This window comes from Vibrio sp. 10N.261.55.C5 (assembly GCF_041470505.1).
Taxonomy (GTDB): Bacteria; Pseudomonadota; Gammaproteobacteria; order Enterobacterales; family Vibrionaceae; genus Vibrio; species Vibrio crassostreae_C.
Genome location: NZ_JBFRMS010000007.1, coordinates 149,794 through 162,921, shown reverse-complemented (window position 1 = coordinate 162,921; position 13,128 = coordinate 149,794). Strand labels below are relative to the sequence as shown.

Here is a 13,128-nt window from a genome sequence, read left to right as displayed (position 1 = left end):
CAAAATGCAACCTCAATGGATCAGCAAAAAGTCGACAATGACATGCTACAACTGGCCGATGTTCAGCAAGAAGCGGCTTTGATCATGGTTGAAGAGAATTCGGACTACGTGGCGATTGATTACATTGGAAAGTGGGTTGAAGTGAACAATTACGTCACTCACAAAGAAGCCAAGCAACGCCAGCTTCAAAAGAGCACCAAGAAATACATTTACTCGCAAACGGGTGAAACTCTAGAGTCCATTGAGCAGCGTATTGCTGAACATATTCAAGCGGATCAACCTAGATATTTCAGTGTCGATGTTTATCGCAATTACCACGGTGATTCAGGCGACTTTAACTACTTAGCACGAGTTATCGAATATATTTAAGTTGTTAATTACACATCAATGATAGAACCTACTGACTTAAGTAGGTTTTTTTTTGCTTAAACCAGACGAATTCATCTCACTATTATTATCTGACAAAGTAGATATTTCGTCAGTCTGTGATAATTTAAATATATAACGATTAAAAATAAGCACACCAAAATGAATTTTAGCATTGAACAACTTCTCGCGTTCGTTACCGTTTATGACCAGCTCTCTTTCAGTAAAGCTGCCGTTAAGCTCAACAAGCACAGAACGACAATCGGACAGGTAATTACAAACCTTGAAGACCAACTCGCAGTAAACCTTTTTGAAAGAGTCGGCCGCTCGGTAGAGCCCACTGAAGATGGGCATCTTCTTTATCACTATGCCAAGCAAACCATTGAGCAAGCACGTACCTTCGACAAATTTGCGTTGAGCCTTTCTTATGGGGGATTAGAAAACATCACAATCGCTTATTCAAGCGTGATTCCTCAACGTGTCCTTGTCGATATTCGAAAGCAACTCAAACGTGATTTCCCAATGATGCGAGTTAACTTTCTGGTTCGTAATAAGAAAGTGATTAAGCAAGGGATACAGGACGGTGAGTATCACTTCGGTTTGGTGAATGTTCACGATAGCCGTGCGATGCACAGTTTAGACGCAACTTTTTTAGGCCATATTGAATTCTATCCGTTCGTACAAAAGGGCGGTGAATTTACCAATTTAGACAAAGAAGATGTACTGGTTGCTTTAAGAAACTCGAAACAGTTTGTACTGAGATCTCTGATTGAAGAAGGGATGTCGGAAAAAATCGTTGTAAGTTCAGACCACGAAGAGATCGATCAACTTGCGTTGGTGATCAAAATGGTGGAAGAAGGCTTGGGTTGGGCACTTTTACCTAAATCATTTTTCTCTGACCCAGAGTTTTCTCAACACGAAATTGAACCAATTCAAACAGCTCAAATGGTTGAAGGTTTCAAATTTGGTTTTGCATTATGGTGTCCTCATTCGAAACAGGTCAGTGATATCAAGGGCTCTTTGACTTCAGTAATTTCAGAATACCGAGAGCGATTAATCAGTAACTACCGACCATAAATTTTTCATTTCAATGGTTTATATGTATTAATTCTTGACCGTAACTTACGCAGTTATTTCCCCAAAAGGCTCACTTAGAGCCTTTTTTTTGTATCCGCGCTCTGAGCTTCACCTCGTTGGAAAGGTCATATTTTGATGGGTTTGACCCTCTATATGAGAGTCGGGCAATACCACCGTTTGGCCTATTCTAGTCCTGTCGATTAAGGACCCCCTTTATCGGCAATAAGTGTTTAATTTCTATGTTTACTGCAAGGACGCAGACTTTTGGCCGGGTTTCATTGCCCGGCCTTTTTTATGAGGCCAATCTTATGACTCGCTACGGCGGCTTTGTTCTTCTTTCCTGCTCTCTGTTTACCACTTCTTCTTTAGCATCGTTTTATGATCCTGTTGATGGTCAATTTGATATGGGGCATCACCTTGCAGAAAATGCCCATGGCTTTTTGCCTATTCCGATTTTGATTACCGAACCTGCAGTAGGTTACGGTGGCGGTGTAGCTGGCTTGTTTTTACACGAGACAGATGAAGAAAAGCGACAACGAAAGCAGGCAGCGCTATCTGCTATTGATGGTGGTGCGCAGCTTGTTCCTTCTGCAATGTCAGTGGTTGGGGCGGTAGGTACAGAAAACGAGACTTGGTTTGTTTTTGGTGGTCACAGACGTTCATGGATGAATGACTCTATCCGTTATACAGGTGGTGGTGGCTTTGGTGTTGCGAATTTGGATTTGTACACATCAATTAACTGGGGACCGATAGACCATGATCTTAGAATAGGTACATCAACTTCAGTGGCCGTTCTTTCACAAAAGGTACAATTTAGGATCGGACAGTCGCCTTGGATGTTGGGGATAAAACAGTTACTAGCTAAGTCTGAGATTGAATTTGATAATACGGTTTTAGACCGAATTTTAGGTAATGAATCGGTTACTTCTGGTCTAGGTTTGGAAGCTGAATATGACACAAGAGATAATCTATTTTATCCAACCAAAGGTTACAAATTGTCTGCAGATTACATGGTGTACGACGATGCGATTGGCAGTGATTACAATTACCGAAATTTGAACATAGATGGCGAAGCCTATATCCCAATCACTCAGAAATGGATGCTAGGGTTAGCCGCGAATTATCAAAACTTCGACCAACAAGATCGGCTTGTCTCCCCAACAGCGAAGCCGTATGTGTCTTTACGCGGAGTGTCTTCTTACCGCTACCAAGGTGATGAAATTGAAACAATACAAGGGCAACTCACGTATAGCATTAATCATCGTTGGAAGGTGTCTGGGTTCTACGGTTCTGGTACTGCAAAGCAAGATAACATCGTAAGTCACGATAGCACCATCAATGCTGGAGGTGTGGGGTTCCGATACCAAATCGCAAGACGTTACGGTTTACACCTTGGAATGGACTACGCGCAAAGCCATGAAGAAAGTGCCGTTTACTTTAATGTAGGCAGTGGATTCTAAACAAACAGAGTAGTTTGGTTTTTTCCATTTAAAAGGCGCTAATTTAGCGCCTTGTTTGTGTTCTCTCATAAGGGGTTAGGTCACTGTATAAGTAATTTTACCATCACTTAGGGTACGGATTGTCAGTTTGTAGGGCGAGATCCTCCATAAGAGATTCTACGATTTCATGTTTTGCTCATAACCTGTCTTGGTTTTAAGCAACTGGGTAACGGCGTGAAGACCTCGATTAAACAAGTAATACTGGCAGTTTCACTCTTCATGGTTACTCACCCCGCTGCGATAGGCGCAGGCTTTAAGGTTAAAGGGCTGGACAAAACTCTCACTGAAAATGTAGAGTTATATTTAGAATCTTTGGTTGATGTCCCAGCTTCCCAGCTATCCCATACTAAGTTATTGAAACGGGTTCAAGACGCGCTCAACCCTTATGGCTATTATCATCCTCAGATAGATATCGAACTTGATGACAGTGATTACCTCACCTTGAATATCGATTCTGGGCCTGTCATGTACATTGCAGAATCGGTTGTAAAAGTCACCGGTGAAGCGAGTAAAGATGAAGAGTTCATCACAATACTCACGCAAAGTAAGTTAGATTCAGGCTCACCATTATCTCACCAAGAATACGACCAAACTAAACGGGCGATTTTCTCTTTGGCAAAGCGTAAAGGTTATTTTGACGGTAGGTTTGTTGAGTCTAAGATCGAAGTGATTCCTAGTGAAAACATCGCCAATATTCATCTGCATTTTTCTAGTGGCCCACGCTACAAGTTTGGCGCTATCAGCATTCCTGATGATGGTGTTGAACCTGCGCGTATAGAGAAAATTCCGACATTTAAGCAAGGGGACGACTTCGACACCATCAAGTTGGGCGAGCTGCAGTCTGACTTGTTTGAAACTCAGTGGTTTCGGAGTGTCGTAGTACACGGTGACTTTAATCATCTTGATGACAATCTTGAAGTACCAGTCGAAATCATTGCTGAGCCAAGCTCTCGCAACATTGTGCAGGTGGGTGGTGGTTACTCTACCGATCTCGGTTTAAGAGCGTCTTTAAATTGGTCAAAGCCTTGGTATAACCGACGAGGGCACAGCTTTGAAACACAGACATATTTGTCTGAACAAGAGCAATCGCTGCAGTTAGGGTACAAAATCCCGACGGAGAAAGTCACGACCGATTACTTTGGTATTCAGTTTGAATCGAAACGAATTGATCATCGAGACACCAATAGCTTTTCAAACGATCTTAAGTTTGAACGTTATTGGCAATTAGACAGCGATTGGCAAAGTACCATTTACGTCAAATACTTGCATGAACAGTACCGTCAGGCCTCTGAGGAAGACCAATCGCAATTACTGTTACCTGGCATCAGTTTTTCTCAGGTTGATCGTAAAAATGATCAATTGGAGCTCAATCATCGACACATCTATTCTGTTGAGTATTCTGACCCTAGTTTGTTCTCTGATTCAAGGTTGTTGCGGTTGGAAGGAAACAGCGTGCTTTCGTGGGATATTAGCGAAAGTCAGAAGCTCCATTTCCGTTCAAATGTCGGCATTAACATAGCTAAATCGTTGTCGGATGTACCGTCGTCACTGCGTTTTTTTGCTGGTGGCGATGGGAACTTGCGAGGCTATGGTTATGAATCGATTTCTCCAAAAGATGACAACGGTGAATTAACAGGTGCACGTTACATGCTAACAGCAGGGCTTGAGTACCAACATCAGGTTTACCGCTCAATCTGGATGGGCGCATTTTTTGATGTTGGTGATGCGTTCGATGATGAAGCGGATTGGAAGCGCGGCACAGGTCTTAGTTTGATTTGGAACTCACAATTGGTGCCTGTAAAACTCGATTTTGCTTACGGGTTAGATGCGCCTGCAGGAGATGAGTTTCGTATTCACTTTTCCTTGGGGACTCAGTTCTAATGTTCGTATGCTGTTTAAGCTCTAGCGAGGATACGATCTATCCAATGGGATTCAAGCAAATCGACAGAGCGTAATGACCTTTGTGCTCTAGCAAACACAAAGGTAAAAACAATGAAAAAGGTACGATTCGGTGTATTTGGCAATATGGGGGCCTGAAGCTGATGCTCTGTTCCAAGATATCGTCGCCAAAAAAAGAGATAGAACACGGCGCGCTTAAAGACCAAGACCACATGGCCATGATTGCGGTCAAAAATTCAGATATGCCAGACCGCTCTGAAGCCATTAACGAAGGCGGTATCGACCCTGTTCCAGAGCTAATTGAATCCGCGTGCATTTTAGAACACGCGAACGTTCAATTTGGCGTTATGACCTGCAACACTGCTCATTATTTCAGACCTGAAGTTCAAAAACATACCAATGTTTATATCGTCGATATGCTTCAAACTACGGTTGATCAAAACAAAGAGCAGAATCCTGAATCTATTGTCGGTATTTTATGTACCAACGGCACATACAACTCGGGAATCTACGACCGTTACCTAACTGACGCCAATCTCGTATTCGTTAAGCCAGATGCTTTTGAGCAAGAACATAACGTTCATAGCGCTATCTATGGCGAAGTGACGGGCGAGATGACCGCGTGTGGACAAGCAATCCGAGAAACCAACGGTATTAAAGCGGGCGAGTTTGACCGCAATGCGGCACTTCTTGCGGTTCAAAGCATCGTATAGAAGGGTGTTGATACGGTTATTTTGGGGTGTACGGAACTTCCTTTGGTTAGAAAGCAACTTGAAACGGCATTTCCAACAGTCACTTTTATTGATCCTATGGAAGCGGTAGCTGAGCGTGTCGTCGATATTTATCGTCTCGCTGAGCAGTATGTTGAGCGTGGACATGTGGATTACGACATTAACGATGTTAATTCGATCTTCACAACACTTGATATGGTGAACTATGTAGCCCAAAGAGCGATGACCTACCGTCTTTAAGCTCAGATACGTCTATTTGAAACATGAGAAAGCCGCGAATTACGCGGCTTTTTTGCATTTGGACTGGTGGAAGATTAAAAATTAAAATTCGAAGCTCGACACTTAAAGCTCGAACTCGCCATTCATTTTTCGAAATAACCAATTCGGTACTTTGTTCCACGAACTGTAGTTCGGGTTCTTAGTATGGATTTGTTCCCCTGAAGCCCAGCTCGTCTCGCCAGACTGTTCTCGCGACACAGCCCAAAACAAATCTTCTTTCTGACGCGTTAAGTAGTGTGTCACTTGCTTCGCAAACTCTTCACTGTCAATCAACACACCAAACTCAACGTTGAGAAAGTCTGATCTTGGGTCGAAGTTAGAAGAACCAATATAGGTGACACGCTCATCTAAAATTACGGTCTTGTTGTGGTAGTAGGTATCAACATGAAAGTAGTGGTCATCATTGATAGCTTGGCTTTTGTACTCATAGATACTTATACCCTTGTTGAGTAAAGTCTCACGGTGTTTTTCGTAATACGCAGGCACAAAGCCCGAATCATTAGAGGCCGATGAATTCGTCAGTAAGGTGACTTCGGCTTGGTGCTCTTTGAGGGCATCGATGAATACAAACTGGTTATCGCTTGGCACCATGTAAGGCGTAGAAATAACAGCCTTAGAAGGTGTCGGTGCTTTTTGCTTCATTAAGTGCTCGGTACGTTGACGAAAGTAGGGCTTGTTGTCATTGAGCTTCTCTAATGAATCAAATAAAGGGGTTACCGATGCTTTAATAAACCTTGGTTCGCTTAGGCGATCTATCTGTTGCTCAATATCGAAAGTGATCGGCTTTTTATTCTTCTCGCCTTTATTTATTGCCTTGGTAAACGCTTTGTATTGGCCTTGTTCTTTGACTTTGATTAGCTCTTGAATTGGCACCACATATTGGCTGTCCCAAAGTGCTTGGTAATTGTTGTCGAAAGATGCGATTACGTCACCTCGAAACAAAACGTCCATATCAAAGAAATTGGCATTCTCGCTATAGCCAAAGTAATCATTACCGATGTTTCTTCCACCTAAAATCATCGAGTGATGATCAACATTGAAGTACTTTTCGTGAAGCCGATTATCCAGTTGTTTTTGATGAGTGGAGAAGTTGAACGCACGACCAATCCAGCCAGCTTTACGTGATTCAAAAGGGTTGAACAGTCGAATCTCAATATTGGGGTGTGAGTCCAATTCCGCTAGCCATTTATCATTAAATACCAGTAGGTCATCTAAGGTCAGTCGGACATGAACCTCACGATCCGCCGCTTGCTTGAGCTCATTTAGAAGCATCAACCCAAGCGTGTCACGCTCCCAAGAGAAGTAGGTCATATCAATAGAGTGTTGTGCTTGGCGAACGAGCTCGATACGACGAGCAAAGGCTTCTGGTGCAGTCGGGATCAGGTACACTTCGGCTTGGTGTTCTGTGCTTTGCCAGTTTGCCTCAAAGTCAGGTTCAACATCGGGGTATGGTTGGGCGCAGCCTGTGACCACAGTAATCAACATCATTGTGCATACGGTTTTTAGTTTGCTAAGTGTCATAACTACCTGCGTTTGAACGTAAAATTTGGATATAAAAACGGCCAGCGAGCTGGCCGTAAAGTAGGAAGGGTGTTGAGCATGTTTAGTTTAGGTACCACTGCCAAGGCATAAGACCTTCCTCTGCTAGACCGGTTAAGCGACCTTTACGAAGCTTAGGATCAACACCTGGGTTTGTGACATAGTCCCAGTCTAAGGTAGTACTGTTTTCGCTGAATCCTGTACCATCAATTACAAGTACATTGTCGGTAGCATCGCTGTACTGTTGGCCTTCGAACAATTCATCGCTAAACCAAAGACGCGACATTTCGTTCATTAGTGCTTTATCCTTGCTTGATGGTCTTACTTCACTTCCATCAAAACGCACGGCTTTGTTAAATACAAACGGCAACTCTGAACCGTTACACGCACCGCTGACACAACCAATCGTTTTAAATAAATCGATGATGGATAGCTCACCATTTGGCAAGGTATTGTAGTTCCACATGTTAAAGCTTGGCTTGTGCTCAAAGTGGTATAGCGTTGCTTCTACTCCGCTGTTTGCTGCCATATGACGAGCTGGACCATTGAACAAGGTGTCATTTAGCAAGGTTTTAAATTGCTTCATGTTGTCAAGAGCGCCACCTAAGCTAGATTCTGAGTTAGGGTAGAAGTCAGTTAGGTTTAAAACTTTATTCGTTTGTTCATGGCCGTTTAATTCAATATCTACATTTTTTGCGATACATTCGATTACTTCTATTGGGTCGTCTTTAGCTAGACAAATTGGCGTAAGAACTCCTATATCAACAGTTGAATCCATCCCCCAAAATAGTTCAGTAACAGCTGTATATGCAGTGAGTGAAAGACCTGCATTTGCAGCAACGTCCTTAGAGCTCATGTTATTTATTCTTGCTAATAAACGATCTTGATTGTGCTCATCATCTAGCCATTTCAACGCATCTAAGGCAATGGCCTCTGAACGCTTACCTTTTATTGCTTCAGTTGAAAGAAATTCGTCAATGATAGTTGGAATCAAAAAGGTCACACTGAACAACATCCCAAAACTATTTGCTTCATGAGCATTGTTTCCCAAAATCGTTTGTACAGAAAAATCAGAATTTAGTGGTGATTTAGATGGTTCTATACATATTGTCTCTGACTCATCACTGGTAGCAAGTGACTCACAACCTAGATAAGGAGCAAATGGCATCAGTGTTGGCATAGGGGTCTTTCCTGATTTAGGGCCTACTTCCAACTCTTGACCCAAATAAGAAACAGAAACCGATAGCGAACTCAATAACCAATTTTTTAGCTGTTCAATACCATTCAAAGCTGTTTCTTGCGACGCCATGATCTCGTCGATCGAAGTGTTTGCATCAAAGTCATTGTTGCGGTCCTTAGCTACGTCATAACTAGGGTACTCAAAACCATACGGGTTGCTCTGCATGATGGCACGTTGGAAATATTGACCTGCGATATCTTCATCTTGCTGTAAGAAACCAATGGACATAGCACCAGAACCTTGACCCATAACAGTCACGTTTTGAGCATTACCACCGAAATCAGCAATATTATTGTGTACCCATTCCAAGGCACGCTTTTGGTCACCTAGGCCATAGTTGCCATCTTCATCTTCGCCTTCTACCCATTGAGTACCTAACTGACCAAGACGGTAGTTCAAGTTTACATAGATGAAAGGCTTACCATCGTCACTTCCTTGAGCAACAACAGTATCGCCATGCACAAGTGCTTCAGAACTTGAGCCATATTCAAAGTCTCCACCATGAATGAATACATAAACCGGTAGATCTGCATCAGAATCTACGCCTGCTGGACGCCAGATATTGAGGTTAAGGCAGTTCTCATCTTGCGTTTGTGATGTCGTTTTTAGTTGAGGACATGCATACCCAAATTGAGTTGCGTCAATAACTTCAAACTCATCCGTATTATCTGATAAAGGCAGCATATTGCTGTGCTCAAAGCGCTGAGCCTCGGCATATTTAATCCCTTTGAAAGATTCAATAGATGCGAGTTTGTCATTTTCGGTATTCGAAGTAATAACCAATTCTTCTTTGGTCGCTTTAATCGTTACGTTACCGATTTGAGCATCAAATGGTTCAGCAGGTGCAGGAACTAACGGTTCTGGTCTGTCTGGCACAGGAACGGTAGGCTTAGTATCACTGCCACAAGCCGCTAGTAGCAGTGAAATGGCCACAGCAAGAATTGATCGTTTGTTGAGTTTCATAATTATGTCCACAGTTTTTGTTGTTACCAAACTAGCAATTCCGTACGCTATCATCGACCGTTGTCGAGCTTGGATACATGTCATTTTGTTATGGAATGTATATTAAAGATATTATTGCGATTAATGGAATCATATAAGTAGGACGCCATCCTTCAAGAGTGGCCGTGACCACCCTATGCGTGATTTAGATCTAGAAGCGATAGCCAAAATTCAATGTCAAAGCCGAACGAGTTTCACCTTTGTTGTACAACACGGTCATGTTGTAATGTTTGCCGATCTGTTTGTTAACCCCTGTTAGGAATGCCCACTGATCGATGTCGACACCAACGTCATAATCAAATTCGATGTCATCAGTTTTTACGGTGCCTTGCATACGAGAATTTAAACCTTGGTATTCAGCACCAACAAAAAATTGAGCTCGATAATCGACTAATTGGTAACCCAACATAGGTTGAACCGTGATGATGCCATCGCCCCAATCATCCAGCCCTTTCAGGCGTGTTTGGGAGTAGGTTCCAGTAACGGAGGCAAAGAACTCTTTATAACCAACGGATAACGTAGTCCCGGCTCCGCGCAAGTCATATTCAAGATGCAGTGGTACATTTAGACGGCCACTGTTACACAAGGCCGATACGCCTTCGCATAGTTTGTTGCCCAATCCAGGTAGTTTGTCGTTTAGTTTGTCTTGTAGGTATTCTCCTGCGGCGCCGGTATAAGAGGCGTCAATATTCGCATCAACGTTTACCTTTCCGACATAACCGAATACATTCCAGAATGGCAGGATATTAATGTCACCGCGTATCGAAAGGCTTTCGGCATTAACCGTCGCAACGCTATCTTCTGGGTCAAATAAGTCATTCAAGCGAACACCACCAATCACGTAATCGGTCATTGGAATGTCCATATCTTGGTTGCGATAAGCAACTGATACGCCGAATGGAAGCGGTAAGTCAATGCCTTGGCGTCGCACCATGTCACCCATTAACGGAAAAACTCGGTCTAGTTTCACGCTAGCTTCTTGCATTCTTGGGTCGGATACTTCCTCAAGTCTTTCTTCATTAAGAACTTGTACAGCGTTGTCATCTTCATATATTGCAACGGGTTCAACTAAACTCGTCATCTTCATGGGTTTGTTCTTTGATGTACCGGTGACTTCAGTCATTTTACTAGCAATGACAACCTTTCCAGAATCTAATGTGTAGAACTCAATCTCTTGATGATAAGTTTCTACGTTGTAGGTATGGTGCTTGAACGGCTTTTCATTGCTGATAAGCATGCGTTTTGGTTGACCGTCGACTAACTCAATGTCGACATTCAAAAAACGGAAATATGCGATGTCTTGAGGCAAGCCATACTTCGAATATTTAAAGCTGACGATGACTTTGCTATCGCTGACTTCTTGCACGCGAACTGAAGAAGGATCGAAGCTTTCTGCATAGTTACGCAAGCGATATTCGGTACGTGTGAAAGTTTCTATTTCATTTAGCAGTTTGTCGTTATCGTCCAACTCTGTTGGATTATATTTTACACGCAGATCGATGTTGCCTTTAGTGTCGGTGTTCTTAACAAGGTAGACGCTTGAGTCACGAACTTGATCACCAACTTGCAGAGTACGATGTGCGTGTTCAACTAGATGCTCACCCTGTACCAGTGAACTGATTGCTAGCTTTGGTAAATCACGACTTATACCATATTTATCAAACACTACTCGACCTTGCTTCATGACTTCGCTGTAAGTTTTGGTTTCTTCTGCTGACGCAAAAATAGGAGTAGTAAGTAATAGGGCGCTCGCTAACACAGAAAGAGTATGGGTCTTACAGGCGCTGTTGCGGATTTCAAAAAAACTCATGACGGTTTCCACGCTGAGTAGCCTCAAACCTTCGAAGCTCACACAGTCAATGTAAAACTGAACGTCGTGTTCAGTTGTTATGTATTTATCCGTTAGGATTTCTAGTGTGAATGTCGCGACTAAAAATGCATTGCTTCAATCAATGAGAGGATTTTAAGATGAGGTGGCAGATCGCGTTAATCGCGTTTGATGGACGCTATCCTCACTTAGTAAGAATTAACGTTAATCGACTGACTTATAATGATTTACAACAGATGACAAAACGGCCTGCTAAGTAAAAATACTTGGCAGGCCGTTTGTTATGAGCGATTTAGTGTATCCAGTTCTAAGCGGTTACTTTTACTCTGAATAGATCAGTAAACAGTTTAGCGATCATTAAAATGACCAAGATATTCACCAGCATCAACAGTGGTGTTTCTATTCTATAAACCGGAGTGAGGTTAAGTGCACCAGATGTAAGAACAACCAACAAGTTGATACCCAAAATTCGATGTATCATGAGCTTAGGTGTCGCGAACACTTTCCATATGACCATAATGTTAAGGAAATAGAATAGGCCTAGCTCCCATAGTTCTGTCATTAGTGGCATCACAAAGATGTACTGCAACAAAATCACCGATCCTATACCCAAAACGCCATAGAAGGCATCCTTAATAATGCTTGGTGGCATGGTCGGCACCATAGAAGAGAATATACCGGCTAACATAGGAAATATAAAACCACCGGGTATTGGAAGATAAATCCAAATCAACAACGATGTGATAAACATCGACACGCCTTGCAGCACTTTTCTCCCATCTTCATTCAAATGTTCAACAAACGTGCGATGAGCATGATGCCAAGACACTGCTTTATGATCGCCCATTACATTGAGTTCACCATCAACCAGAGATTGATCTGGTGTTAATACATCGAACGTCTTCAAGTTGTGAGTAAGAACTGTCCATTGGATACCTACGTCTGATTCGCTGTTACTTTGTTTGAGTAGTGTATCTTGGATATGTGCCATTTCATCGATACGCAAACGCCATGTTTGGGTGTTCTCTTTAAGGTGGTAACTTCCGGTCAGTGGCAGATCTAAAAGTTGATACAGCTTATCAATATTTGCGGTATTGCTTTCGAGTGCGGCAATGTCGATGTCGTCTGTTTTTTCCATCGCATCTAACAAGGCTTGTTTACTTGTTTCGAAACGTTGTACAAAGTTGAGTTCAGTATTCACAGGCCACACGATGCGATACACAATAGAGAAGACGACAACACCTAATAGTGTTTCTTGAAGCCGAAGTACTGCAAAGTGAAAAGTGGTTTGGCTATCAAACCCGCCCATACAAGCAACAATCGAACACACGGCAAATCCTATTGAAAAGATATAGCCGTATTTCTCGTCGCTCGACATGAAGATGCACACCCCAAGAAACAGGGTGAAAAATGTTAGAAACAAGAAACGGTCTTGAGAAAACAGCGCGATAAGGAAAAAGGCATAACCGGTCCCTAACAAGGTTCCCATTAACCGGTTATGGCCTTTGTTTATTGAATGAGCGAAGCTCTCGTTCAATGTCATCACTGCAACGGCTATCGCAGCCCAATACGGTTTTTCCCAGCCAAACCACAACGCTAGGCAGATTGCGATAACGATAGAGAGTGCGGCTTTAATCGCTTCTTTAGTCGATGCAGTGAACATAAGAA

The 13,128-nt window shown here is 42.6% G+C and carries 8 protein-coding genes and 1 pseudogene; 5 read left to right on the top strand and 4 right to left on the bottom strand.

Translation table 11 applies throughout. The features are described 5' to 3' along the window. The first annotated feature begins 15 nt into the window (after positions 1–15). From AB4263_RS01870 to AB4263_RS01850, 5 genes and pseudogenes are all read left to right on the top strand, one after another. On the top strand, positions 16–369 hold the full coding sequence (locus AB4263_RS01870) for a hypothetical protein (RefSeq protein WP_372042757.1): 354 nt from the start codon (positions 16–18) through the stop codon (positions 367–369). A 159-nt stretch (positions 370–528) separates the two neighbouring features. Then, entirely contained in the window at positions 529–1,443 is a 915-nt protein-coding gene (locus AB4263_RS01865; RefSeq protein WP_102332929.1) for a LysR family transcriptional regulator, read from the top strand. A 308-nt stretch (positions 1,444–1,751) separates the two neighbouring features. Then, positions 1,752–2,903: a BamA/TamA family outer membrane protein gene (locus AB4263_RS01860; protein ID WP_102332928.1), complete on the top strand. Its 1,152-nt coding sequence runs from the start codon at positions 1,752–1,754 to the stop codon at positions 2,901–2,903. Between the two features lie 201 nt (positions 2,904–3,104). After that, positions 3,105–4,823, top strand: a complete 1,719-nt coding sequence (locus AB4263_RS01855; protein WP_102332935.1) for an autotransporter assembly complex family protein — start codon at positions 3,105–3,107, stop codon at positions 4,821–4,823. Positions 4,824–4,934: 111 nt separating this feature from the next. Beyond that, a pseudogene (locus AB4263_RS01850) lies at positions 4,935–5,812 on the top strand (aspartate/glutamate racemase family protein). 102 nt (positions 5,813–5,914) lie between these two features. Here AB4263_RS01850 and AB4263_RS01845 read toward each other — a convergent pair. From AB4263_RS01845 to AB4263_RS01830, 4 genes are all read right to left on the bottom strand, one after another. Further along, positions 5,915–7,372 carry a phospholipase D family protein gene (locus AB4263_RS01845; protein WP_102332927.1) on the bottom strand — a complete coding sequence of 486 codons (1,458 nt, stop codon included), beginning with the start codon at positions 7,370–7,372 and terminating at the stop codon, positions 5,915–5,917. A gap of 82 nt (positions 7,373–7,454) precedes the next feature. Next, positions 7,455–9,593, bottom strand: coding sequence for a carboxylesterase family protein (locus AB4263_RS01840; RefSeq protein WP_102332926.1), 2,139 nt, complete (start codon positions 9,591–9,593; stop codon positions 7,455–7,457). Positions 9,594–9,783: 190 nt separating this feature from the next. Beyond that, positions 9,784–11,442 carry a hypothetical protein gene (locus tag AB4263_RS01835; protein WP_102332925.1) on the bottom strand — a complete coding sequence of 553 codons (1,659 nt, stop codon included), beginning with the start codon at positions 11,440–11,442 and terminating at the stop codon, positions 9,784–9,786. Between the two features lie 325 nt (positions 11,443–11,767). Next, the gene (locus AB4263_RS01830) at positions 11,768–13,123 is read right to left on the bottom strand and encodes an FUSC family protein (RefSeq protein WP_154723769.1); all 1,356 of its coding nucleotides are present in this window, start codon (positions 13,121–13,123) and stop codon (positions 11,768–11,770) included. Between the last annotated feature and the right edge of the window lie 5 nt (positions 13,124–13,128).